Raw genomic sequence first — 23,557 nt, 5'->3', positions numbered from 1 at the left:
GATGGCGCAGTTGATAGCGCCATCCGGCAAAGGGTTACTCTTTAGGTTTGAAGCGCAGCAGTCGGTTCGCGTTGCTCACCACGGTGATGGAAGAAAGCGCCATCGCCGCCCCGGCGACTACCGGGTTGAGCAGCGTGCCGGTGAACGGCCACAGGATCCCAGCGGCAACAGGGATGCCGATGCTGTTGTAGATAAATGCGCCGAGCAGGTTCTGCTTCATATTGCGCAGCGTTGCCCGGGAGATAGACAGCGCATCCGCAACGCCCATCAGGCTATGACGCATCAGCGTGATCGCAGCGGTTTCAATCGCCACATCGCTGCCACCGCCCATGGCAATCCCTACATCGGCCTGCGCCAGCGCAGGTGCATCATTGATACCGTCGCCGACCATGGCGACCTGGCGCCCCTGGCTCTGCAGACGCTTGATCGCCTCGGCCTTACCGTCTGGCAGAACGCCCGCAATCACCTCATCAATACCCGCCTCTTTGGCAATGGCGTTGGCGGTCGTTGGGTTGTCGCCGGTCAGCATCACCAGACGATACCCGGCGCGGTGCAGGCGCTGGAGCGCTGCCACGCTGTCGCTACGCAGTGGATCACGCACCGCTAACAGCGCCGCGGCTTTACCGTCAATCGCCAACAGCACCGGAGTTGAACCCAGGGAAGCCTGAGCGGTGATTTCAGCTTCCATTTCAGTGGTATCTACCTGCTGTTCATTGAGCAGTGCCTGGTTGCCCAGCAGCAACGTATGACCTTCGGTCTCGCCGCTGACGCCTAACCCGCGCAGCGTACGGAAACCGTTGACCTGCGGCAGCGAGACATCGCCTGCTTTGTCCAGAATCGCCCTGGCCAGCGGGTGGCTGGAACCCTGTTCAAGGGCTGCAGCCAGACGAATTACCCGCGCTTCATCGGTGTTGCCAAACGTTTTGATGGCGACAACCTGCGGTTTGCCTTCGGTCAGCGTCCCGGTCTTATCAAAGACGAGGGTATCGAGCGTGCTGGCGCGCTGCAGCGCATCGGCATCACGTACCAGTACCCCAAACTCAGCGGCACGCCCCACGCCGGAAATAATCGACATCGGCGTTGCCAGACCCAGCGCACACGGGCAGGCGATAATCAGAACGGTGGTGGCGATGACCAGCGTATAGACAATCTGCGGCGCAGGTCCAAAGAAATACCAGATAGCCGCACTCACCAGCGCAATGGCGACCACGACCGGAACGAACACCGAGGAAATACGGTCGGCCAGCTTACCAATCTCGGGCTTACTGCTTTGCGCCTGACGCACCATACGAATAATGCGCGATAGCGTGGTGTGGCTACCAACGGCGCTGGCGCGGAACAGTACGCTGCCGTCCTGGACGACCGTACCGGCGTGGACGCTATCGCCTTCACCTTTTTGCTGCGGAATCGGCTCACCGGTCAGCATCGCTTCATCCAGCCAGGCTTCGCCCTGGGTAATTTCGCCATCGACCGGCACGCGGTCGCCGGTGGTCAGGCGCAACAACATTCCCGCCTGAACGTCTGCCAGCGGCACGTTCTTTTCACCTTCGTCAGTAACGACGCGTGCGGTCGGCGGCGTCAGATCGAGCAGTTTTTCCAGCGCTTTGGACGAGCGCTGGCGAGCCCGCGCTTCCAGCATGTGTCCGAGGTTAATCAGACCGATAATCATCGCACTGGCTTCATAATAGAGGTGTCGTGCTTCCATCGGGAACCATTGCGGCCAGAGGTTGACGCTCATGGAATAGAGCCATGCTACTCCCGTGCCCAGCGCGACCAGCGTATCCATGGTCGCGGTGCCGTTCATCAGGCTTTTCCACGCATTGCGGTAAAAGTGACCGCCCGCGAAAACCATCACCGCGAGCGTTGCCAGACCAATCGTCAGCCACAGGCTGCGGTTGTCATCGCTCACCATCATGTTGTCGCCAATCATTCCCCATACCATGACCGGGATACCCAGCAGCAGCGCGACGGCCGCCTGCCAGCGAAAACGTTTCATGGTTGCCACGGCGGTTTCTTGCTGACGCTCGCGGCGCTTAGCGTCGTCTTCGATCGCTTCCGCGCCATAGCCGGCTTTTTCCACCGCCTGCACTAAATCTGCGGCGGAGGCACTGCCCATTACCAGCGCAGTGCGTTCCGCCAGGTTTACCCGTGCCTGGGTGACGCCCGGTACGCTTTGCAATGCATTTTGTACACGGGTCACACAACTGGCGCAGCTCATGCCGTTTAACAGCAACTGTTGGCTGTCATCATCAGCCGTAGCTGCCGGAAGCTCGGAAGGGACCGCTGCCAGTGCTTCCGACGGGATTGATGACTCCGTCAGCGGTTTAGCCTTTGGGTGGCTTAACTCCGCGCCGTAACCGGCTTGTTTGATGGTTTCAATCAGCGCTTCTGCGCTGGCGCTCCCGGTAACATGGGCCTCTGTCACGGTGACATCCGCTTGCTCAACATCCGGACGTTGTTCCAGACTTTCTTTAACGCGTTTTACGCAGTGACCACAGGACAAACCGTCCAGGGTTAGATCGATTGTTTGAGACATAACCAACTCCTTCATTGCAGGTTTAACTGACTGTGATAAAGGTTAAACCTTCCAGCAAGGGGAAGGTCAAGGGTGTTTTTAGAAAAGATGAAAAAAGGAGGCGAAGGGGGAAAAACGGGAACGTCACCTCAGAGCGTTCCCGGTCTGTTATTGATTGAGGACGATAAGCGGCGTTCGATGCTCCGGTTCATTTATGACCGTGAGATCGGCACCGTACAGCGCGTTCAGCGCCCGTTGCTTCAGGACATCCTGCGGATACCCGTTATCAACAATCCTGCCGCGTTCCATCAATACCACGCGGTCGGCATAACGCGCTGCGAGGTTGAGATCGTGCAGGACGCAGCAGACGCTAAACTGCCGTTCACGCACCAGACGACGCAGCAGACGAAAAAGGTGCTGCTGGTGGTGAATATCCAGAGCGGAGGTGGGTTCATCGAGAAACAACCATTTTGGCACAGGTTCGGGCTCCCAAAGCTGAACCAGCAGACGTGCCAACTGTACCCGCTGTTGTTCTCCTCCCGACAGATGCCGATAATCGCGCGCGGCCAGCGCCTGGCAATCACACAACGTCATGATGTGCTCCGTTTCATCGCCCGTATTGCGCGTGCGATACGGATGCCTGCCCATGCGAATGACCTCCTGAACGCTAAACGGGAAGGCCATATGACTGTTCTGGCGCATCACCGCACGGGTTTTTGCCAGCTCGGTGATTGACCACTCGTCTAGTGGCTTGCCGAATAAGCTACAGCGCCCACTGTGAGGTTGCAGATAACCCGTGAGCTGGCGTAGCAGCGTCGATTTCCCGGCGCCATTCGGGCCAAGGATCGCGACGATCTCTCCTTGGGGTAGCGTCAGGGAAACATCGTCGGTCAATCGTCTGCCATGAATGTTGTAGATCAGATTTTCTGCGACGATCATGACACCCTCCGGCTACGCAGGATTAACCACAGAAAATACGGTCCTCCGATCAGGCTGGTTAACAGGCCAACGGGCATTTCGGCAGGCTGCACCAGAGTGCGGGCCAGTGTATCGGCAATCAGGAGTAGACAGGCGCCCGCCAATGTAGAGCAGGGAATCAACCAGCGATGATCGGCGCCGGTAGTCATTCTGATCAGATGCGGGATCACAAGGCCAATAAAGCCAATTACGCCGCTGACGGAAACGGCAGCACCAACCAGAAGCGAGCTGAGCACCAGTAACTGCTGGCGCTTACGTTTGACGTTCACGCCGAGGTAATGCGCCTCTTCATCACCCAATTGCAGCAAATTAAGCGTGCCCGCCATACAAACGGTGATAGCAATGGCTGGAAGAACAAAGGTACTGGCAACCAGCAGCGTTGGCCACTGGGCCTGGCCGAGATTGCCCATCATCCACAGCGTAAGTTGACGTAGCTGCTGCTCATCGCCCACATAGCTCAGCACGCCAATAGCTGAACCGCACAGAGCATTGATAGCGATACCGGCTAACAGCAGTTGCATCATTCCGCCGTGGCTATGACGCTGGCTTATCAGGAAAATAATCGTGCAGACCACCATGCTGCCTGCGACGGCAAAAATCATCTGCTCATACAGTACCAACACCACGGGAAACGAAAAGGGGATAACTATCGCGATGCCGACCATCAGCGCGGAGCCGCTACTGACGCCAAGCAGGCCAGGATCGGCCATCGGATTGCGAAAAAGCCCCTGCATGATAACCCCTGCCGTTGCCAGCGCTGCGCCTACCAGAACGGCCAGCAACACGCGGGGCAGGCGGATGTTCAACCAGATGTCACGGTATTCGTCGTTGAACAGCGCGCTGAAGCTAATGTTCAGCGCCCCCTGGCTGGCTCCGAAGAGCATCAGAGCGACCAACAACAGAGAAAGACCCGTCAGAATGCTGACGGAAGAAAGCGAGTCCTTAAGCACGCAACGCTCCATAACGTCTTTGCGGCGCGAAGTTCCCGCGCCGCGAGGGGTTTACGCGGGTTTCAGTCCTGGCTCAACCAAACTGTAAATCTGGTTATTGAGTGACGGAGCTGTAGCCAGTTCGTGAATGTGCCTGGCAACATCTGCGCGCATCACAAAACCATGGCACTCCTCGGCCTGTATCCGTTGCGCCTGACCTGTGGCTGCACCGTTCAGTAAACCGCCGGGGCGGAGAATGGCGTAGTCCAGTTGACTGGTTTGTAGCCAGCTTTCAGCCAACGATTTTTCCCGTACAGCCTGACCAAATGCGGCCCTGGCGCGTGGGGATAAAAAGGGCCAACTGTCGCCACAGCCAAGCGAAGTCACCAGAATCATGCGTTTGATCTCCGCTTTTTCTGCTTCATCAATGACGGTTCTGTGCGCCAGATAATCCTCGGCACCGCCCATGGAGGAGATCACCGTGGCATGTTGACCCGCTGCGCGACAGGCACAGGCGGTGACCTGGCTGTCGCAGGCGTCGCCAATGAAGACCTGCACTCCTTTTTCCTGCAACCCGGCAGCGACCTGCGCGTTGCGAACGACGGCAATCACCGGACGTTGTTCCGCCAGTGCGAGTGCCAGCGTTTTCGCGCCGACGCCGCTACCACCCGCACCAAAAATGAGCCATGGAGCCATCAGGCATGTTCCTTTAAGGATGAAGACAGCGCGTGAAAGGCGCTGACCTGGTCGGCCAGTAGCTGACGATGCTCATCCCGACCGAGGAAAATTTTGAACATAGCGCTACCCGCCTGGTTAAAGAAGAGAATGGACGCGGTGTCCATGCCCATAAATTTGCGTTCAATCAGGGCGATATGTGTGCAGTTTTCTGCCTTGATATGACCGGTCATGCCTTTTTTGCCGCGCAGGTTGAAGTAACCGTGGCGGTGGAATCCTGAAGGTAATTCACCCGTGAATTCCAGTATGACATCAGCAGTATGGACCAGGGTGGTGACTTTGCCCCATTCGCTGACGGTTTCCCAGACGGTATCAAATTGACTGCCGGAAACCAGCGTCGGGGAGGGGAGGTTTTTCACCACCTCCAGCAGCGTGGTGTTGTACTGGGCTGCGATAGCTTCCAGCGTACCGTCCGGCTCAGTTTTCAAAAAATCCTGTAAAGAGACATGGCTCATAATTCACTCCTTTTATGGTTGCTCTACCGCAATGCGCGGCGCGTTAAGTGTTTGAATCAGTTCATCAAGAGACTGCAAAATATTGCTCGCCCAAAAACGCCCTTCATTGGTCAGGCGTACACAGGTGCTGGCATCTCGCGTCAGTCCTGCGTGATGCCACTGGGTCAGTAGCGGGGCCAGTTTTTGTGCATGAGGCGTCAGTTCATCCAGCGGGACGCGGGCCGTTTCGATACCGGCCTGGAGGGTGTGTCGCCACTGGAAACCACGCTCGGCGGTGCGCATCATCATCATTAGCGGTTTTTTTCCGGCGGCGATGGATTCATGCCATGTGGTCAGGTTGCGCTCGACCATCCAGGAATAGCCATTGACTGACCCTCCTGCGCCAGAGCCGAATGCCAGACAGTCTGCTCCCTGTTTAATCAGCAGGTTGTACAGATTGCGTTCCCGCGTCGTTCTCGCCCAGTGGCTGTTACTGATGCAGCGCCAGCCCGCGCTGTCCATAAAATCGCAGCCCTGAAGATAGAGATCGCGGCGTTCGGCAGGAGAGGGAACGGTTGTGCGCCCGGTTTCAACCGCTTTGCCAAGCGGTGTATTAGGGATCAGGTTCAGCGCATAAAGATCTACACCGTCGAGGCCGATGTCGCGAGCAATCGCCAGATCCTCGCCCCACACCTTTGCGTCCTGTCCTGGCAGACCAAACAGCAGATCGCACACCACGGCGGCTCGATCCCGTTTTACCAGCCCCTGCATAAAGGCCGTCGCGGTCGGGCCGTCCGAAGTGCGCGCCATTTTCTTGCGGATCCGGCTGTTAAAAGACTGAATACCGATCGAAAATCGATTGGCGCCAGCGTCAAGGCAGGCATCTATTCGCGCATCGTCAAAATTGAGTACCCGCCCCTCAATAGTGATTTCGCAGTCCGGCGCCAGAGGTAGCTTGTCACGCAGTGCGGTGATGATTCTGGCCAGATCCCGTGCCGATAGCGCAGACGGTGTACCGCCGCCAAAATAGACGGCGTGAATCGGGGCCGACTGATGCAATGGGCTATCGGCTTCCATCTCTATTTCGCGCAGCAGCGCGTTGGTATAGCGGGCGCAGTGATCCTCTTCAAAGCGGTTTTGATAAAACCCACAGAAAGTACAATGGGTTGCACAAAAAGGGATATGCAAGTACACCAGCCGTTTACGCGGCGGGGTGGGTTGGCTGATGACATCCTGCCAGGTTTGTGACAATAGCTCTTTGGCAACCGGGATCGCCCCACGCCAGGGCATCGTGGCGCGGCGATCCTTAAAGGGCTGACTTCCCTCGAGCGCAAAATGCGCGGTGAGATCCAGCGAGTGTTCAGTTTTCATTGTTCTTTATAAATCCAGTTAGTGAGGCCAGAATTGCTGGTGCAGGGCTTCAACCGCATCGGCGACGCGCGGCCCCATACCCAGAATCAGCGCCTGGTCTACCGCCACAATGCGCTGGTTTTTCCAGGCTGCAGTGTGGGTAATACCGGCGATTGCGCTCAGACGAGCCAGACCGCCATCCACCATTTGCGACGTCACCACGATCACCTCTGGGTTGGCGGCGATCAGCGATTCCGCGCTGTAGCTTTTGTACTGTGCGTGAGTGGCGACATTTTGTGCGCCCGCAAGGGTCATAATGGCATCGGCAACGCTACCCTTGCCGGCGACCTGTGGCGCGCTGCCGCCAGCGGAGAGAATGAACATGGCTTTGACCGGCGCGTTTTTCGCTGCCACGCTGTGCTGAACGCGATCCAGACGTTGACGAATGCGATTGACCAACGTCTCACCTTGTTCAGGAATGCGCAGGGTTTGAGCCAGTTCCCGGATGTTGGCGTACATTTGCTCAACGGTGGCCGGGACGCGCGGCAACGTCACGACGTTAACTTTTTGCGCCCTAAGTTGATCCAACACGATTTGAGGGCCTGCATCCTGCCAGGTGATAAAGCTGTCCGGATGCAGCGATAAAATGCCCTCGCTGCTTAACTGCTTCCAGTAGCCGATATGTGGGAGTGCAGTAGTTTCGGGCGGGTACGAGGTGGTTTCATCGACGCCGACCACCCGGTTGCCGACACCCATGGCGTAAATCAGTTCGCTAAGCGAGCCTCCTGCCACTACCAGGCGGTCGGCGGACTGGGCACTGAAAACGCAGGCGAGGCTCAGTAAGCCAATCAAGAGTTTTTTCATCGTCAGAAATTCCACGCAAAGCCAACGGCGGCATTGAAACCAGCGTCTGGAATAGATTCATGCGCGGTTCTGTAACGCTTGTCGGTCAGGTTGTTGAGCGCGAGGTTGACCTGATACTGATCCTGCGGACCGAACTCGGTGTTGAATGCAAGGTTAAGCGTGGCCCAGCCTGGGTAGTTGATTTCCGTGGTGCCGGTATTATCTTTGGCGCTGGACGCTGCGCGGATAAAGACATCGGACGTCAGGTTAGCGACGTTCATCAACCAGGTATGTTTCAGGCCGACGCGCCCGGTCAGAGTGGGTTCGCCGGTATCCCAGGTTTTAAGGGTATTGCCTTCGTACTGACGGCGAATGAGATTACCGCTCAGGTAAGGTGAAACTGCCCAGCCGTTGTATTCTGCGGTGAGTTCCATGCCCCAGGTTTTGGCCCGATCGATGTTGTCGTAGTAGTAATAGCCGCCCCGTGAAGAGGTGGTATTACCGCTGCATACGGGTTGACCTGAACAAGCCAGACTGGCGATATAGTCTTTAGCTTCGGAGTAATAAATGGCGCCGTCTATCAGCCACATATTCCCTTTATACCGCGCGCCCAGCTCATAGTTATTCGAGTGTTCCGCCTTCAGGTTTGGGTTGCCGTAGGTCACGCTGCCACCTGCGGACGTCTGTGTGAACAACTGAGTCAGCGTAGGGAAGACATAGCCCTGGGCATATGCAGCCCGGAGTTCAAGATCTTTAAAACCGGAATAGCGTAGGCTGGTTGAGGTCACCAGTTCATCATCGTGAACGGAATTTCCTCCGGTGGATTGCCAGGTGCTGCCGCTGCTTTGGATAGTTTGCGTATCGTTGCGATTGAGCTTCGAAGACAGCCAGTACTGGCGGGCGCCCACGGTCCACGTCCAGTCATCGGCAAAGCGCCAGTCGTTTTGCGCGAACAATGAGGTGTTGCTTTGCTCCGCTTCGTTGTATGACAGCGTGCGGGTTTGTGTATCGAAGAAGCCGGTAGCCGCGGTCTGGCGCGTGCTGCCGTCCGTGTCCTGTTTTATTTTGTCATGCTGGTACTGAGCGCCAATCACCAGCTCGTTGTTAGCAGGCAGGGAGAAGTTGCTCTGTAGCGTTACCCCCTGGGTATACTGTTTGTCGTTGGTATTGGTCTGATTGCTGACCGTCAGCGCTTTAATCATCGGGCTGGGGATAACCTGGGTCGTTTTGACCCGGTTTTCAAATTTGCGCTCTATTGTCTGGGTGTATGCGTCAACATGGATGTTCTTCAGGTAATCCCCATCGGCCGCGTAGTCGTAGAAAAGACCGATTTTCTCGCGTTCCAGCTTAGGAATTTTGACGCTAAAGTCGTCGAACTGGCCTTCCGGATCGTCAAACCAGGTTTGAGTGGACAGTTTGTAACGATCGAGGGAGAGCCCAATTTTGTGGCGATCGAAGTTGTAACCCAGCCACACGCCCTGGCCGTTATTACGGAAATTGGTGTCGGGCAATCTTCCGTCAGGTGTGTCGCGGTCGCCCTGGTCGGAATAGCTGCCATTGATGCGGTAGTCAAAGTTTCCGATGCTGCCCCAGGCCGCTGCTGATTCTTCCCATCCTGCCGTTGCGGAGTTATAAACAGCCTTAACGCTGCCGCCGAGGGGCTTATCGCCGCCTTTTTTGGTAATAAAGTTCACGACGCCGCCAATCGCCTGCGAACCGTAGAGGACAGAATAGGGGCCTTTGACCACTTCAATCCGTTCCAGCGCGGATTCGTCAATCAGCAAACCGGCTCCGTAGTTTTGTCCGGCACGTTGGTAACTGACGACCTGGCCGTCGATCAAAATCAGCACCCGCGAAGAGGCTTCGCCACGGATACGAATTTGTTTCCGCCCTGCGAGGGCGTTATCGGTGACTTCGACGCCGGGAATATCTTGTAAATCATCAGCAATAGAAACGTTGGTGGAATTTTGCAGCGTCTGGCGATCGATAACCTGGATGGTTGCCGGGCTATCCCAAAGACTACTTTCTGTGCGGTTAGCCGTGACGATCACCGTGTCTTCGTCGGACGTAGAAGCGTGTGCTGGAGAGGTAGCTGCAAAAGCGGCGCCGGACATGCATAATGTCAGGGCTGAAAGAATAAATGGCCTTTGGTTATTCCGTGGCAACATAAGAGAACCTTTGTTGAATGTAAATGATCATCATTATCATTCGCGTTTATATATAAAATTGTTTCCCTTTGTTCAAGATGAAAGATGTAGAACCAATATATCTTTTGATTTGAGTCAATTTCGTGCAGTCATTAAATGCATAAATGTGATCTGAATCGGATATAACAATGTGAATTAAAAGGATTTGTGCATCGCGGTGATGGTGGAAAATGTGCAGAGTTCTCGGGTAAATCATTACGACAATCTGGGCTATAATGGGGCTCAGTACCAACAAGATCCGCGGGGGAAATGTGAATATTAGCGATGTTGCGAAAAGAACCGGTTTGACCAGCAAAGCGATACGCTTTTATGAAGAAAAAGGCTTAGTGACGCCGCCGCTGCGTAGCGAAAATGGTTATCGCACATACAACCAACAGCATCTGAATGAACTGACGCTGCTGCGCCAGGCACGCCAGGTGGGTTTTAATCTCGAAGAGTGCGGCGAACTGGTGAATCTGTTTAACGATCCGGCGCGTCATAGCGCAGATGTGAAAAAGCGTACCTTAGAAAAGGTCGCGGACATTGAGCGGCATATCAGCGAGCTGCAGGCCATGCGCTTGCATTTGCTGGCACTGGCGGAGAGTTGCCCTGGCGATGACAGCGCCGAATGCCCGATAATCGATAACCTCTCCGGCTGCTGCCACCATAAAGCAAAGGCTTAACGGCGAGGGGGATTAAGCATAAATACCACCGTGCCGCGGTACCACGGGGATTTCTCAAGCTGCGCTTCAGCCTGCGGGTCCCGGCTACCGTTTTGCACCAGCCCCAGCTTAAACGGAATGCGCAGACGACTGAGTGCAGGCAGATACGCCTGATAATTCGTTACCGTATGACGGCCCTGATAGCTCTGGACCACCAGTTCATCGACCGCCAGCGCATTCAGCGTGGCGACGTCGCCCGTTTTTGCCCAATCCAGAAGTCCAGTCACGCCAAGTGCAAACTCGGCCGGTAGCTGTTGGCGTAATTGCTGCAGAAAGCGGGCGTAATCGGCAAGCTGATGGGTCGCCGCGTCAAAATCAACCTGCAGGCCGACCACGTGATTCCCGGCGGTCTGCCAGCGTTGCATCAATCTTATGATGCGAGCCGGGATCGCCTCCGGTACGTCGAGCGTGGTAAAGCGCACGGTCAGCCAGATTGAGGGAAAAGACAGGCGGCTGACCGGCAGCCCGAGACGCTGGAAAACCACGTTACCCGAACGAATCAGCACCTCACCCTGATGCAGATAGACCGTTTGTGCGTCTTTCAGCTCATCACTGGCCTTCACGCCGGACCACAGCCAGAAGGCCGGATGTTCACGGGCGGCGACGATATCCGCCGCCTGTGCCTGTCCGACCAGCAGCGCGGTTACCAGTAGTATTTGAGTTTTTGCGCCCACGGACTTCCCGGATATTGCGTTTTCAGTTGGGTGAACCAGCCTTTACGCTGCAGTTTATCCACTTCCTCACCGCCGCACTCGTTAGAACCTGACGGCGCATAGCACATGATGGCGCGATACAGCGCGAAGCTCTTGTCTTCAACCTCTGCTTTTGGCGAAGTGATTACCTGCTGATAGTAGCTTTGCCTGTCGAACTGGCCGAACGGCTCCTTGCGCGATATTGCTGATTCAAGTACGTCGTTGCCAGCACTGTTTTTCCACAAATCGACGTGGGTTTGCGTGGTGCGGAAGAATTCGCCTAAGCAGTTCAGCGCGTGGGCATCATCCGCTTTTTTGCTCAATACCGTTACCGTTTCATTGAGGCTGCGACAGGTGTAACCGCGCTCGGCAGCGTCGCCGTTCCAGTCGAAAATACTCAGATTAACGTCAGCAAACGCGTCGCCAATAACCGGTGGAGTAATGGCGCTGGCCAGTTTTCTGTCATTCAACCAGTCGCCAAAGCGGTTTTCGGTAAGATCGCGTACCAGCAGCGTATGCAGGGCGATGGTACGCTCTTCATTGTTAGGCCCATGGACGGCCTGCTGGCGCAGCAGTTCAGGCGAGGCCTGTGTTTTCAGTATCTGCGAGCGAAAACGCAGGTTGGTTACTGCGCTTTCTGGGGCAAAAACCGCCGCCACGTCGCCGCTATAAACCAGCGTTGCGGCGAGCTTAGCCTGTACATACTGCTGCTGTTCGTTGTCCTGGCTGAGTTTTAGCAACTGCTGCCAGAAATCACGCGCCGCGCGCCAGTTCTTCTGGCCCATCAGCGCTTCGCCGTACAGTACCTGTTCACTGAAGGCGAGCGTATCGTGAGCGGCAAGTTTCTGCGCTGGCGTAACGGCCTGAATAATCGCCGCGTAGTTCTCCGTCGCCAGCCACAGATTCAGTTGCAGATCGCGCCATAGCGGCAATTTTTGGCTCTGCTCAAACACCGGTTTGCTGGCATCGAGCTGCGCCTGGGTCAGCGTGGGTTTACTGTTGTTATCCAGACGCAGCGCGCGCAGCAGTTCGATATAGCTGACATGCGGCGCATCGGGGAAGGCTTCCACCACGGACTGTTCGTAGAACGCCATACCGTAGACATTATCGTATTCGATGACAATTTCACGCAGTTGCCGAGCGTCAGTCGACTGCTGGAGCGTCTGCTCATACAACCCGGCCAGCTGCGGCCACGCCTGTAAATACCAGTTGATGCGACGCAGCATACCGCGCGCGGAGTCGGCATACAGGCCTTGCGGGTAACGTTGCAGATAGGCTTGCGCCTGCATCTGAGCCTGAGTCGCGTCCTCGCGGTTAATTTTTGCAATATCAAAATCGCCGTACTCGCCCACGCTGTTCTGGCTGCTCTTGTTCAACGCCGCACGCATCAGCATGTATTGCGCGGTCTCTGCCAGCCACGGACGCTCACTTTTGGCAAGCTGAGTGAAATCCCGTTCGGCGCTGGCATAATCACCGGCATAGAAACTGGCGGCCGCGGCCAGATAATTTTTATAGGACTGAGCGGGTGAATCCGCCGGGAGGGGGGCAAGCGAAGACTCAATTTGCTCGCGGGTTGCCCCGGATAGCAGCCCCGTACGTGCCTGGGCTAAGGCCTGGCGCTGTTCCGTCGTTAACGTCGAGTCGGCCAGCAGTGCGGCAAAAAACGCGCTGACGCTCCCGGTGTTATTCGAAACATGACGGTTCTCAAGCTCAGCGTCGTTGACGTTTATTTCGTCTGCGCTAATGTTCAGTTCGGCCATCTGTCGGGAGAGTGGGCTGTTTTCGCCGGATACTGGAGTAGCGGCTGGCGGCGGGGCAACGTCATCCCACTGCGGATGATAGGCAAAATAGAAATCCCGGGAGCGGGTGATATCCGCTGGCATTGATTGCACCGGCAGAGCAAATGATTTTTCCTGGCTCAGCAGCCGCAGCAGGTTATCGCGGCTGTCGTTTTCCGGATTAAAGGTCGGCGTGCCTTTCAGCAGGCAGCTGTCGTCGCTCCATTTGCAGTCTTCCATATCGAAAGAGGCGAATGCCTGCGGGGCGGCGGTCAGTAATGTGCAAAGGGCAAAGGCAAGGGGTGTCTTCCTGACCATAGTCTTATTTCCTGTCTTTTTAGTGTGATACCGCTTTAATAATCAGGGTTATCCCTTCAACGGCTATGACTTCAACCTGCGTTCCTGCGCTCAAATCGTCGCGGGCGCTGACGGGCCATGAGCTATCGCCGACGCGCATATGTCCACGGCCATTGACCAGGCCAGTTTCCAGAATAAATCGACGGCCAGCCAACTGCTGCCCGCGTTGGTTAAGATGGCTGTCGGCGGGTTTTTGCTCCTGAACGCGCCTTGCCAGCCATTTCCACCACAGCCACGCCGCCAGCAGGGTGAGGGCGGCGAACATCGCCCCCTGCCACGCCCAGTCAAGCGGGACCAGCCACACCACCAGGCCGGTAATTACCGCCGCTACGCCGCTCCACAGCAGATAGCCGTTACCGCCCAGCATCTCGGCGGCGAGTAGCAAACCGCCGAGGCTGAGCCAGAAGATGTGCGGATGCACCAGAATCATCGCTATCATGATTTTTTCCGCTCGCTGGCGCTGTCCTTAACCAGTTCGGCAATCCCGGCAATGGAGCCCATCAGGCTGCTGGCATCCAGCGGCATCATCACCACTTTGCTGTTATTTGACGAACCGATGTGTTGCAGCGCTTCGGTGTACTTCTGCGCCACGAAGTAGTTCACGGCCTGAATATCCCCGGCGGCAATAGCCTCAGAAACCATCTGCGTTGCGCGAGCTTCGGCTTCTGCGGAACGTTCACGCGCTTCAGCCTGTAAAAACGCGGACTGGCGTTCACCTTCCGCTTTAAGGATCTTCGACTGCTTCTCACCTTCGGCCTTGACGATTTCTGCCTGACGGATCCCTTCGGCCTCAAGAATGTAGGCGCGCTTGGTACGTTCGGCTTTCATCTGCGCGTTCATCGCGTCGATAAGTTCGGCCGGAGGACGCACGTCGCGGATCTCGATACGGGTGATTTTGATGCCCCAGGGATTCGTGGCTTCATCAACAATATGCAGCAGGCGCGTGTTGATGTTGTCGCGCTGGGAGAGCATTTCATCGAGTTCCATCGAACCGAGAACGGTACGAATGTTGGTCATGGTCAGGTTGATAATCGCCAGTTCCAGGTTGCTAACTTCATAGGCCGCTTTCGGCGCGTCGATCACCTGAATAAAGCACACGGCATCAATGGCGACGTTGGCGTTATCTTTGGAGATGACTTCCTGAGAAGGGATATCAAGCACCTGTTCCATCATGTTGATCTTACGACCAATGCGGTCCATGAACGGCACAACAAGGCTTAAACCCGGTTGCAGGGTTTTGGTGTAACGGCCAAAACGCTCTACCGTCCACTGATATCCCTGCGGGACGATTTTGACGCCAGCGCCGACGATGACCAGCGCGACAAAAATAAGAATAGGAATAAAAATGAGCATTGATGAAACCTCCTGTTGTGCTGTCCTTTACTGCCTCATTAATCAAATTATACCCGATTAATCAAGGGGGGTTCCCTTATAATAAATTACAGACATATACCCTTCATACTTCAAGTTGCATGTGCGTTAGCTACGTTAGCTCACCCCAGTCACATAGTTAGCTATGCTCCTGGAGATTAATGAGGGACATCCATGTCCCTCACCGGAGGCCAGCCTTAAGCTGGTCAAATTCGTTCCTGACGAATTTGTCGCTCACTTGCCGCCTTCATGCAACTCGAATTATTTTGGGTATAGACTGTCTGCATGAAAGAGGTAAAAAAGGGATATGTAATGGAAGAAAGCAGCATTCTGCTTCAGTTAAAAAATGTCGCATGGCAGGCAGGGGAGACGCAGGTTCTCAATAACATCTGTTTTGATCTCCGCGCCGGAGAATTTAAGCTGATTACCGGCCAGTCCGGCTGCGGGAAAAGTACGTTACTCAAGATTGTGGCGTCATTAATGAGTCCGACTGCCGGTGAAATTCTCTTTGAAGGCAAGGATATAGCTACCCTCAAGCCGGAAACGTATCGCCAGCAGGTCTCTTATTGCGCGCAAACGCCCGCTTTGTTTGGTGACACCGTTTACGACAACCTCATTTTCCCCTGGCAAATCCGTAATAAACGTCCGGAGCCGGATGCGTTTCTGAGCGATCTGGCCCATTTTGATCTCCCCGAGACGATCCTCAAAAAAAGCATAAATGAGCTGTCCGGTGGCGAGAAGCAGCGCGTCTCGCTAATTCGTAATTTGCAGTTTCTGCCCAAAATCCTGCTGCTTGATGAAATCACCAGCGCGCTGGATGAGGCTAATAAACGTAATGTGAACGAATTAATTCACCACTATGTTCGCGATAAGAATATTGCGGTGCTGTGGGTGACGCACGACAAAGATGAAATTACGCATGCGGATAATGTCATAACCCTTCAACCGCACGCCGGAGAAATGCAGGAAGCACGCAATGAACGAGCATAATATTACCAATGAGTCCCTGGCATTAGCGATGATGCTGGTGGTGGTGGCGATCCTGATTAGCCACAAAGAAAAACTGGCGCTGGAGAAAGATATTCTCTGGAGCGTTTGCCGGGCAGTGGTTCAGCTTATTATCGTCGGCTATGTGTTGAAATATATTTTTGGCGTTAACCACAGCATTCTGACCTTACTGATGGTGCTGTTTATCTGCTTTAACGCGGCTTATAACGCGCAAAAGCGCAGTAAATATATTGATAAAGCTTTCCTCTCGTCGTTTATCGCTATCACGGTGGGGGCGGGATTAACGCTGGCGGTGCTGGTTTTGTCTGGCTCTATCGAGTTCACGCCGATGCAGGTCATCCCGATCTCCGGCATGATTGCAGGCAATGCGATGGTAGCAGTGGGGCTGTGTTACAACAATCTGGGGCAGCGGTTTAACAGCGAACAGCAGCAAATTCAGGAAAAACTCAGCCTCGGCGCGACGCCGAAAGTGGCCTCCGCGGCGCTGATTCGCGACAGCATTCGCGCCTCGCTGATCCCAACGATCGACTCTGCTAAAACGGTAGGGCTGGTGAGTTTACCGGGGATGATGTCCGGATTGATCTTCGCGGGTATTGATCCAGTAAAAGCGATTAAGTATCAGATTATGGTGACGTTTATGCTGCTTTCTACCGCCAGCCTGTCGACCATTATTGCCTGCTACCTGACTTATCGGAAATTCTACAATTCGCGCCACCAATTAGTCGTAACGCATTTGAAGAAGACGTGATGTGATGCCGGATGGCGGCTAGCGCTATCCGGCAAATGCGGCAGATTAGTACAACAGCGCGTACAGCTGGCGGCGGTATTTTGAGGCCAGCGCATCGCCGGTTCCGAGTGCGGCAAGGATCTCCTGGAAGGTCTTACGTGCCTGACCGTCGGCAGCAGTGAGATCTTTCTTCAGGTGGCTGAACAGCAGTTCCAGTGATTCCTCGTTACGTCCGACCTGATGTAACTGGATGGCCAGTTGAGTTGCCAGCGCCGCATCCTGTGGATTGCTGGCGACCTGCTGCTGCAGCTGCTGGATTTCCGGCGTATCCGCCGCCTGCTTCAGCAGTTCGATCTGCGCCACCAGCCCCTGATAGCGGGTGTCCTGATCCTGCAACGGAATGGTTTTCAGCACCGCTTCGGCTTCGTCAGAGCGGTTCAGGGCGATTTGCGTTTCCGCCAGCAGCAGGCCAATTTCGCTGCTCTGGTTGGAGATCTGCCAGGCTTCTTTCAGCAGCGGCAGCGCGTCGGCGTGATTACCAGCCTCAATAAACTCGATTGCCTGACGCGCTTTCAGCTCGTCTTCGCTCGGCAACACTTTCTCCAGCAGCGCGCGGATAACCTCTTCCGGCTGTGGGCCCTGGAATCCGTCCACTGGCTGACCGTTCTGGAACAGATAAACCGTAGGGATGGCGCGCAGGCCAAACTGAGAGGCGATCATCTGCTCGGCGTCGCAGTCGAGCTTGGCGAGAATAAACTGGCCGTTGTACTGGGCGGCAAGGCTCTCCAGTACCGGCGTCAATTGCAGGCAGTGCTGGCTGCGCTCAGACCAGAAATAGAACAGGACCGGCGTGGTCATCGACTGTTCAAGGGTCTGCTGCAGGTTAGATTCGTTAATGTTAACAATATTCTGTGTGGACATGGAGTTACTCTCTTTTGTCGATTTCTTGTTACATGGGGGCTGACGCGCGCGCTTCAACTCAACCCTGTAAAATTTTGTCCATTATGCGGCCTGGCAACAGGCGTTTAAGTAGCATCACTGCCCAGGTCACCAGCGTAACCGGATAACGCAATTTGGGTTTATCGCTCTCAAATGCATGACGTACTTTGGCGACAACGGCCTCCGGGCCCAATGTAAATCGAGCAGCTATGCCGGGGTTTTCCACGGGAGCATCGCTCTGGGTCTGGTTGACGTTTTCGGTAAAACGGGTGCGAATAGGGCCGGGTTCAATCAGGCTGACCTTAATGCCGCTGTGGCGCAGCTCCATACGCAGCGCGTCGGACCAGGCTTCCAGCGCATATTTGCTGGCGGCATAGGCGCCGCGTCCCGGCGTTGAGATCAATCCCATCACCGACGAGGTCATCACGATACGTCCTTCGCCGTGAGGGAGCATGGCAGGCAACAGGCGCATGGTAAGCTGATGTGCGCCAAAGAAGTTGGCGGAAAATTGCTGCTCCATTTGCTCGCGGCTAATGGTGGATAGCGGGCCATAGACGCCGTATCCGGCGTTGTTAAAGATCCCATACAAACGATTATCGGTCAGGGCGATCACCTCGTTGGCGGCGCGATCCACGCTTTCGGGTGAATCCAGATCCAGCAATACGCCAGTGAATCCCATACTGTTCATACGCGCGACATCGTCAGGTTTGCGACAGCCTGCCAGAATTTGAAAACCCTGGCGTTTAAGCTCAAGCGCACTTTCCAGACCGATTCCGCTGGAACATCCTGTTATTAAGACCGATTTTTGCATAACTTTACCTGTCAGGATCTCCGTTGAATTACGAGTCGTGATTTACTAAAGGGGTCAATTGTTTCGCCATCCAGTCGGCAATAAACGGCTGGGCGTCACGATTAGGATGGATACCATCATCCTGCATCCATTGGGGTTTCAGATAGACCTCTTCCATAAAAAAGGGCAGCAGAGGAATATCAAACTCTTTGGCGAGCTTTGGATAAATCGCGCTAAAGGTTTCATTATAACGGCGACCGTAGTTTGCAGGCAGACGAATTTGCATCAGCAGCGGTTCGGCATTTGCCGCTTTCACATCCTGCAGGATTGTGCGCAGGGTTTGTTCGGTTTGCGCAGGCGCAAAGCCGCGTAGGCCATCGTTACCGCCAAGTTCGACCAGCACCCAGCGCGGCTGGTGCTGCTTGAGTAATGCAGGCAGACGGGCCAGACCCTGCTGCGAGGTATCACCGCTAATACTGGCATTTACCACCGGTGTTTTGCTGTGCCATTTATCATTAAGCAGTGCAGGCCACGCGGCGCTGGCGGACATACGGTATCCGGCGCTCAGGCTGTCACCCAGAATTAATAACGTGTCCGCTGCGGCGGCGCGGAAAGTTAACAGAACCAGGAACAGGAAAGGCCAATGCCAGCGGAAAACATTGTTGAAGTTCATCATCTTAAGAAATCCGTCGGTCAGGGTGATCAAGAGCTATCCATCCTTACCGGAGTTGAACTGGTTGTCAAACGCGCCGAGACCATTGCGTTGATTGGCGAGTCGGGATCGGGGAAATCCACGCTGCTGGCGATCCTCGCCGGGCTGGACGATGGCACCAGCGGTGAAGTCAGCCTGGTGGGGCAGGCGCTGCACACTATGGATGAAGAAGCCCGGGCGCAGCTGCGGGCGCGACACGTGGGTTTTGTCTTCCAGTCATTCATGTTAATTCCAACCCTCAACGCGCTGGAAAACGTCGAACTGCCCGCGCTGCTACGCGGCGAAAATAGCGGAAAAAGCCGTGACGGGGCAAAAACGCTGCTGGAGCAACTGGGGTTGGGAAAACGCCTTGATCATCTTCCGGCCCAGCTTTCCGGCGGGGAGCAGCAACGCGTAGCGCTGGCGCGGGCGTTTAACGGACGCCCTGACGTGCTGTTTGCCGATGAACCAACGGGCAATCTGGACAGGCAGACCGGGGACAAAATCGCCGACCTGCTGTTTTCTCTGAACCGGGAACATGGCACCACCCTGATTCTGGTGACCCATGACCCGCAGCTGGCGGCGCGTTGCGATAGGCGTTTACGCCTGGTGAACGGACAGTTGCAGGAGGAGGCATGATTGCACGCTGGTTCTGGCGCGAATGGCGCTCGCCTTCATTACTGATTGTCTGGCTGGCGTTAAGTCTGGCGGTGGCCTGCGTACTGGCGCTGGGTAATATCAGCGATCGCATGGAAAAAGGACTTAGCCAGCAAAGCCGTGAGTTTATGGCGGGGGACCGGTCGCTGCAAAGTTCGCGCGCTGTGCCGAAAGCATGGATTGACGAAGCGCGACAGCGTGGTCTGAAGGTGGGTGAACAGCTCACCTTTGCCACCATGACCTTTGCCCGGGATACGCCGCAACTGGCGAACGTCAAAGCGGTGGATGATGTGTATCCGATGTACGGCACGTTGCAAACCAATCCGCCGGGGCTGAAACCGCAGCCGGGCTCAGTGCTGCTGGCACCGCGTCTGATGGCGCTGCTCAACGTAAAAATCGGTGATTCCATCGACGTTGGCGATGCCACCCTGCGCATCGCCGGGGAAGTGGTGCAGGAACCGGATTCCGGTTTTAATCCTTTCCAGATAGCGCCGCGCCTGATGATGAACATGGCGGATGTCGAAAAAACGGCGGCGGTCCAGCCGGGAAGCCGGGTGACCTGGCGCTATAAATTTGGTGGTACGCCACAGCAACTGGAAGCCTATGAAAAATGGCTGCTGCCGCAGTTAAAGCCGGAACAGCGCTGGTATGGGCTGGAGCAGGATGAAGGGGCGTTGGGGAAATCTCTGCAGCGTTCGCAACAGTTCCTGCTGCTGTCGGCATTGTTAACGCTACTGCTGGCGGTTGCTGCCGTTGCCGTGGCGATGAATCATTACTGCCGCAGCCGTTACGATTTGGTGGCGATATTAAAAACGCTCGGTGCGGGCAGGGCGCAGCTGCGCAAGCTGATTATCGGCCAGTGGCTGATGGTGCTGGCGCTGTCTGGCGTGACCGGCGGCCTGTTCGGGCTGTTATTTGAGCGGGTGCTGGTGGTATTACTGAAGCCAGTTCTGCCCAGTGAGCTGCCGCCCGCCAGCCTGTGGCCGTGGCTGTGGGCACTCGGTACGATGACCGTCATTTCTCTGCTGGTGGGGCTACGCCCTTATCGCCTGCTGCTGGCGACACAACCATTGCGGGTACTGCGTCGCGACGTGGTGGCAAACGTCTGGCCGCTTAAGGTCTATCTGCCCGTAGCAACGATAGTTGTGGTTGCGCTGCTGGCCGGATTGATGGGCGGAAGTATGCTGCTGTGGGCGGTACTGGCCGGGGCGGTGGTGCTGGCGCTGCTGTGCGGCGTGCTGGGTTGGATGCTGCTCAACGTACTGCGTGGCCTGACGTTAACGTCGCTGCCGCTGCGTTTGGCGGTCAGCCGGCTGTTGCGCCAGCCGTGGTCAACGCTGAGCCAACTGTCGGCATTTTCGCTCTCCTTTATGCTGCTGGCGCTGTTGCTGGTGCTGCGCGGCGATCTCCTCGACCGCTGGCAGCAGCAAATGCCGCCGGAAAGTCCAAACTATTTTCTGATCAACATTGCCACTGAGCAAGTGGCTCCGCTGAAGGCTTTCCTTGCTGAGCATCAGGTGATCCCTGAGTCGTTCTATCCCATCGTGCGGGCGCGTCTGACGGCAATCAATGACAAAGCGACCGAAGGTAATCAGGACGAGGCGCTTAATCGTGAATTGAATCTGACCTGGCAGGATACCCGGCCGGATCATAACCCGATTACCGCCGGAAGCTGGCCGCCAAAAGCGGGTGAAGTGTCGATGGAAGAGGGGCTGGCGAAGCGGTTAAACGTAAAGCCTGGCGATCGTGTGACCTTTATGGGCGATACCCAGGATTTCAGCGCCACGGTCAGCAGTCTGCGCAAAGTGGACTGGGAAAGCCTGCGACCGAATTTCTTCTTCATTTTCCCCTCCGGTGCGCTGGACGGGCAGCCGCAAAGTTGGTTAACCAGCTTTCGTTGGGAGAACGGCAACGGCATGCTGACGCAGCTTAACCGCGAATTCCCGACTATCAGCCTGCTGGATATTGGCGCTATTCTCAAACAGGTGAGTCAGGTGCTGGAGCAGGTGAGCCGCGCGCTGGAGGTGATGGTGGTGCTGGTTACCGCCTGCGGTATGTTGCTGCTATTGGCGCAGGTGCAGGTGGGGATGCGTCAGCGTCATCAGGAACTGGTGGTCTGGCGTACGCTGGGCGCGGGCAAGAAGCTGCTGCGTACCACGCTGTGGTGCGAGTTCGCCATGCTCGGGATGGTCGCCGGCCTGGTGGCGGCCATCGGGGCGGAAACGGCGCTGGCGGTGCTGCAAACCCACGTGTTTGATTTCCCGTGGGAACCAGACTGGCGGCTGTGGGTTGTGTTGCCGCTTTGTGGGGCATTGCTGCTCTCTCTCTGCGGCGGATGGCTCGGTTCACGTCTTCTTAAAGGCAAAGCGTTGTTCCGTCAGTTCAGCAGTTAATTCATATTCGTGATGATTACGCACCGGTTTTTTTAAATCGGTGCGTTTTTTTATCTATGTAGCACAAATTGATAACTACTTGATATTTAACAGCACAAATCAATAAAAACCCGACAACACGAGTGTATTAATAAACGTTAATATTTGTATGCTGAATAATTGGCAGGCTATCTATCAAGGTACAAATAATGACTATAAAAAAAACGGCGCTGGCAGTATCGATCGGCGCAGCAGTGGCATTAACGACTTTCGCCTCTCAGGCGGAAATCACGGTCCTGAAACAAGATCCGCAAGCGGGCAATCCGCTGAGCCGTCTTAATTTCACCGTCGGCGGGAGTATTCGTCCGCAGTTCCAGAATATGGCTGGTGACGATGGGAAGAATGGCTACAAACGTAATGGCTTCGACGGCGGGACGCGTTTCCGCTTCGCCGCTGACTACTATCTGTTTGATGACATCAGTTGGGTGAGCTACTACGAGCTGGGTGTTAACTTCCCGGCGATGTTCAACTGGGACAATCACTATGCTAACGGTGCCAACGATACCACGCGTCGTATGCTGTACACCGGTCTGAAGAGCGCGACCTGGGGTACGCTGACCTTCGGTCAACAGAACAGCATTTACTATGATGTGGTGGGTGCGAAAACGGATATCTGGGACTACGACATGATCGGCCAGGCGCCAGGTAACGGTATCAATGGCGACTACGATGGTTCCTATCGTACACGTAAATCACTGAAGTATAAAAATACGGTAGGCGATGTTGATCTTTACGCGTCTTATCTGTTCAGCGATGACTACAACCCGAATAACGGCCTGCGTTACAAACGTAAAGGCGGCGGCTCGCTGGGTGTGGATTATCACATTACCGATGACCTGACCTGGGGTACGGCGTGGAACTACACCCGCGCGGAAATGCGTGGTAACACCAGCAAAACCTACGATCAAAACATCGTCGGTACCGCGCTGAGCTGGAAACCGGACAACTGGACCTTCTCAATGGGCGGCGGCTGGTATCAGAACTTCATGACCACCAAAAAAGTCTCGGTTAACGACTACTTTGCCGGTGATGCCTGGGGTCTGGAATACTTCGCGGGTTACACCTTCCCGGTTGGTCAGTATGCGCTGAAATCCGTTCAGCCATACTTTATGGGTGATCGTATTGAATACGTGAATGGTCGTAACTACCTGCGCACCGACAACGGTGTGGGTATCAGCTTCCAGCTGGATTACGGTTTCCGTGTGGATTACGAACACGTCTTCACCTCCAGCACCGACAATCTGGGTGATATGAACCTGGTTCGTCTGCGTTACGATTTCTAATCAAACGCCCGCCGCCCGATGCGCTTATCGGGCCTAAGAAAGCTGTTGTAGGCCGGATAAGGCACTTGTGCCGACATCCGGCTTTTTCATGCCTTCTCTCATTTGAAAACACATTCTGCAACATCATGAATTAATTTCAA

Annotated in this window: 21 protein-coding genes; 6 read left to right on the top strand and 15 right to left on the bottom strand. The window is 55.4% G+C overall.

What is annotated here, in order from left to right; genetic code table 11:
• Positions 1–34 precede the first annotated feature (34 nt).
• The 8 genes from copA to FDX03_RS01700 form a co-directional block, all read right to left on the bottom strand.
• The gene (gene copA / locus FDX03_RS01735) at positions 35–2,536 is read right to left on the bottom strand and encodes a copper-exporting P-type ATPase CopA (RefSeq protein WP_137345396.1); all 2,502 of its coding nucleotides are present in this window, start codon (positions 2,534–2,536) and stop codon (positions 35–37) included.
• 147 nt (positions 2,537–2,683) lie between these two features.
• Positions 2,684–3,454, bottom strand: a complete 771-nt coding sequence (locus tag FDX03_RS01730; RefSeq protein ID WP_137345395.1) for a heme ABC transporter ATP-binding protein — start codon at positions 3,452–3,454, stop codon at positions 2,684–2,686.
• Positions 3,451–4,443 carry an iron ABC transporter permease gene (locus FDX03_RS01725; protein WP_212724548.1) on the bottom strand — a complete coding sequence of 331 codons (993 nt, stop codon included), beginning with the start codon at positions 4,441–4,443 and terminating at the stop codon, positions 3,451–3,453. The genes FDX03_RS01730 and FDX03_RS01725 overlap by 4 nt, the downstream gene beginning before the upstream one ends.
• Before the next feature lie 51 nt (positions 4,444–4,494).
• On the bottom strand, positions 4,495–5,118 hold the full coding sequence (gene chuY, locus FDX03_RS01720; RefSeq protein ID WP_048212395.1) for an anaerobilin reductase: 624 nt from the start codon (positions 5,116–5,118) through the stop codon (positions 4,495–4,497).
• Complete coding sequence (hutX, locus tag FDX03_RS01715) at positions 5,118–5,612, bottom strand: heme utilization cystosolic carrier protein HutX (RefSeq protein WP_003847520.1); 495 nt, start codon at positions 5,610–5,612, stop codon at positions 5,118–5,120. The genes chuY and hutX overlap by 1 nt, the downstream gene beginning before the upstream one ends.
• A gap of 12 nt (positions 5,613–5,624) precedes the next feature.
• Positions 5,625–6,962, bottom strand: coding sequence for a heme anaerobic degradation radical SAM methyltransferase ChuW/HutW (gene hutW / locus FDX03_RS01710; RefSeq protein ID WP_137345393.1), 1,338 nt, complete (start codon positions 6,960–6,962; stop codon positions 5,625–5,627).
• A gap of 18 nt (positions 6,963–6,980) precedes the next feature.
• Positions 6,981–7,805 carry a hemin ABC transporter substrate-binding protein gene (locus FDX03_RS01705; protein WP_137345392.1) on the bottom strand — a complete coding sequence of 275 codons (825 nt, stop codon included), beginning with the start codon at positions 7,803–7,805 and terminating at the stop codon, positions 6,981–6,983.
• Positions 7,806–7,807: 2 nt separating this feature from the next.
• Positions 7,808–9,952 carry a TonB-dependent receptor gene (locus tag FDX03_RS01700; protein ID WP_137345391.1) on the bottom strand — a complete coding sequence of 715 codons (2,145 nt, stop codon included), beginning with the start codon at positions 9,950–9,952 and terminating at the stop codon, positions 7,808–7,810.
• A gap of 290 nt (positions 9,953–10,242) precedes the next feature.
• Here FDX03_RS01700 and cueR point away from each other — a divergent pair, with 290 nt between their 5' ends.
• A complete protein-coding gene (gene cueR, locus FDX03_RS01695; RefSeq protein ID WP_003021822.1) occupies positions 10,243–10,653 on the top strand; it encodes a Cu(I)-responsive transcriptional regulator in 411 nt (136 codons plus the stop codon).
• Here cueR and FDX03_RS01690 read toward each other — a convergent pair.
• The 4 genes from FDX03_RS01690 to FDX03_RS01675 are packed head-to-tail and all read right to left on the bottom strand — an operon-like array spanning position 10,650 to position 14,872.
• Positions 10,650–11,366 (bottom strand): DUF3142 domain-containing protein, encoded by a 717-nt coding sequence (locus FDX03_RS01690; protein WP_048212391.1) that lies wholly within the window; start codon positions 11,364–11,366, stop codon positions 10,650–10,652. The two genes, cueR and FDX03_RS01690, sit on opposite strands and share 4 nt — an antisense overlap.
• Positions 11,336–13,480: a hypothetical protein gene (locus tag FDX03_RS01685; protein ID WP_137345390.1), complete on the bottom strand. Its 2,145-nt coding sequence runs from the start codon at positions 13,478–13,480 to the stop codon at positions 11,336–11,338. The genes FDX03_RS01690 and FDX03_RS01685 overlap by 31 nt, the downstream gene beginning before the upstream one ends.
• Before the next feature lie 19 nt (positions 13,481–13,499).
• Positions 13,500–13,958, bottom strand: coding sequence for an NfeD family protein (locus FDX03_RS01680; RefSeq protein WP_137345389.1), 459 nt, complete (start codon positions 13,956–13,958; stop codon positions 13,500–13,502).
• The gene (locus FDX03_RS01675) at positions 13,955–14,872 is read right to left on the bottom strand and encodes an SPFH domain-containing protein (protein WP_003021835.1); all 918 of its coding nucleotides are present in this window, start codon (positions 14,870–14,872) and stop codon (positions 13,955–13,957) included. The genes FDX03_RS01680 and FDX03_RS01675 overlap by 4 nt, the downstream gene beginning before the upstream one ends.
• A 330-nt stretch (positions 14,873–15,202) precedes the next feature.
• Between FDX03_RS01675 and fetA the strand changes: the two genes are divergently transcribed.
• Together fetA and fetB are read left to right on the top strand one after the other, a co-directional pair.
• Positions 15,203–15,880 carry an iron ABC transporter ATP-binding protein FetA gene (fetA, locus tag FDX03_RS01670; RefSeq protein ID WP_116360553.1) on the top strand — a complete coding sequence of 226 codons (678 nt, stop codon included), beginning with the start codon at positions 15,203–15,205 and terminating at the stop codon, positions 15,878–15,880.
• Positions 15,867–16,646: an iron export ABC transporter permease subunit FetB gene (fetB, locus tag FDX03_RS01665; RefSeq protein ID WP_016149725.1), complete on the top strand. Its 780-nt coding sequence runs from the start codon at positions 15,867–15,869 to the stop codon at positions 16,644–16,646. The genes fetA and fetB overlap by 14 nt, the downstream gene beginning before the upstream one ends.
• A 45-nt stretch (positions 16,647–16,691) precedes the next feature.
• Here the strand turns inward: fetB and FDX03_RS01660 are convergent, their stop codons facing one another.
• Genes FDX03_RS01660 through tesA form a run of 3 tightly spaced genes read right to left on the bottom strand, consistent with a single transcriptional unit; the run spans position 16,692 to position 19,030 of the window.
• Entirely contained in the window at positions 16,692–17,546 is an 855-nt protein-coding gene (locus FDX03_RS01660; RefSeq protein WP_116360552.1) for a co-chaperone YbbN, read from the bottom strand.
• A gap of 58 nt (positions 17,547–17,604) precedes the next feature.
• Positions 17,605–18,375 (bottom strand): SDR family oxidoreductase, encoded by a 771-nt coding sequence (locus FDX03_RS01655; protein ID WP_061067454.1) that lies wholly within the window; start codon positions 18,373–18,375, stop codon positions 17,605–17,607.
• 28 nt (positions 18,376–18,403) lie between these two features.
• Complete coding sequence (tesA, locus tag FDX03_RS01650) at positions 18,404–19,030, bottom strand: multifunctional acyl-CoA thioesterase I/protease I/lysophospholipase L1 (protein WP_115644354.1); 627 nt, start codon at positions 19,028–19,030, stop codon at positions 18,404–18,406.
• Between tesA and ybbA the strand changes: the two genes are divergently transcribed.
• From ybbA to FDX03_RS01635, 3 genes are all read left to right on the top strand, one after another.
• Entirely contained in the window at positions 18,998–19,684 is a 687-nt protein-coding gene (gene ybbA / locus FDX03_RS01645; protein ID WP_048233212.1) for a putative ABC transporter ATP-binding protein YbbA, read from the top strand. The genes tesA and ybbA overlap by 33 nt on opposite strands.
• A complete protein-coding gene (gene ybbP, locus FDX03_RS01640) occupies positions 19,681–22,095 on the top strand; it encodes a putative ABC transporter permease subunit YbbP (protein ID WP_137345388.1) in 2,415 nt (804 codons plus the stop codon). The genes ybbA and ybbP overlap by 4 nt, the downstream gene beginning before the upstream one ends.
• A gap of 188 nt (positions 22,096–22,283) precedes the next feature.
• Entirely contained in the window at positions 22,284–23,417 is a 1,134-nt protein-coding gene (locus FDX03_RS01635; protein ID WP_048212385.1) for a porin, read from the top strand.
• The last annotated feature ends 140 nt before the right edge of the window (positions 23,418–23,557 follow it).

The organism is Citrobacter sp. wls827 (genome assembly GCF_005280875.1).
Lineage (GTDB): Bacteria > Pseudomonadota > Gammaproteobacteria > Enterobacterales > Enterobacteriaceae > Citrobacter > Citrobacter youngae.
The sequence above is the reverse complement of the archived record's forward strand: the minus strand, read 5'-3'. Positions and strand labels throughout refer to the sequence as shown.

What these genes read in the sequence shown, in the direction of transcription:
- FDX03_RS01675 (WP_003021835.1), bottom strand. Translation starts at nt 14,872, where the DNA reads ATGCTCATTTTTATTCCTATTCTTATTTTTGTCGCGCTGGTCATCGTC.
- chuY (WP_048212395.1), bottom strand. Translation starts at nt 5,118, where the DNA reads ATGGCTCCATGGCTCATTTTTGGTGCGGGTGGTAGCGGCGTCGGCGCG.
- FDX03_RS01730 (WP_137345395.1), bottom strand. Translation starts at nt 3,454, where the DNA reads ATGATCGTCGCAGAAAATCTGATCTACAACATTCATGGCAGACGATTG.
- copA (WP_137345396.1), bottom strand. Translation starts at nt 2,536, where the DNA reads ATGTCTCAAACAATCGATCTAACCCTGGACGGTTTGTCCTGTGGTCAC.
- tesA (WP_115644354.1), bottom strand. Translation starts at nt 19,030, where the DNA reads ATGATGAACTTCAACAATGTTTTCCGCTGGCATTGGCCTTTCCTGTTC.
- ybbA (WP_048233212.1), top strand. Translation starts at nt 18,998, where the DNA reads ATGCCAGCGGAAAACATTGTTGAAGTTCATCATCTTAAGAAATCCGTC.
- FDX03_RS01700 (WP_137345391.1), bottom strand. Translation starts at nt 9,952, where the DNA reads ATGTTGCCACGGAATAACCAAAGGCCATTTATTCTTTCAGCCCTGACA.
- FDX03_RS01655 (WP_061067454.1), bottom strand. Translation starts at nt 18,375, where the DNA reads ATGCAAAAATCGGTCTTAATAACAGGATGTTCCAGCGGAATCGGTCTG.
- FDX03_RS01680 (WP_137345389.1), bottom strand. Translation starts at nt 13,958, where the DNA reads ATGATAGCGATGATTCTGGTGCATCCGCACATCTTCTGGCTCAGCCTC.
- fetA (WP_116360553.1), top strand. Translation starts at nt 15,203, where the DNA reads ATGGAAGAAAGCAGCATTCTGCTTCAGTTAAAAAATGTCGCATGGCAG.
- hutW (WP_137345393.1), bottom strand. Translation starts at nt 6,962, where the DNA reads ATGAAAACTGAACACTCGCTGGATCTCACCGCGCATTTTGCGCTCGAG.
- ybbP (WP_137345388.1), top strand. Translation starts at nt 19,681, where the DNA reads ATGATTGCACGCTGGTTCTGGCGCGAATGGCGCTCGCCTTCATTACTG.
- hutX (WP_003847520.1), bottom strand. Translation starts at nt 5,612, where the DNA reads ATGAGCCATGTCTCTTTACAGGATTTTTTGAAAACTGAGCCGGACGGT.
- fetB (WP_016149725.1), top strand. Translation starts at nt 15,867, where the DNA reads ATGAACGAGCATAATATTACCAATGAGTCCCTGGCATTAGCGATGATG.
- FDX03_RS01635 (WP_048212385.1), top strand. Translation starts at nt 22,284, where the DNA reads ATGACTATAAAAAAAACGGCGCTGGCAGTATCGATCGGCGCAGCAGTG.
- FDX03_RS01705 (WP_137345392.1), bottom strand. Translation starts at nt 7,805, where the DNA reads ATGAAAAAACTCTTGATTGGCTTACTGAGCCTCGCCTGCGTTTTCAGT.
- FDX03_RS01660 (WP_116360552.1), bottom strand. Translation starts at nt 17,546, where the DNA reads ATGTCCACACAGAATATTGTTAACATTAACGAATCTAACCTGCAGCAG.
- FDX03_RS01685 (WP_137345390.1), bottom strand. Translation starts at nt 13,480, where the DNA reads ATGGTCAGGAAGACACCCCTTGCCTTTGCCCTTTGCACATTACTGACC.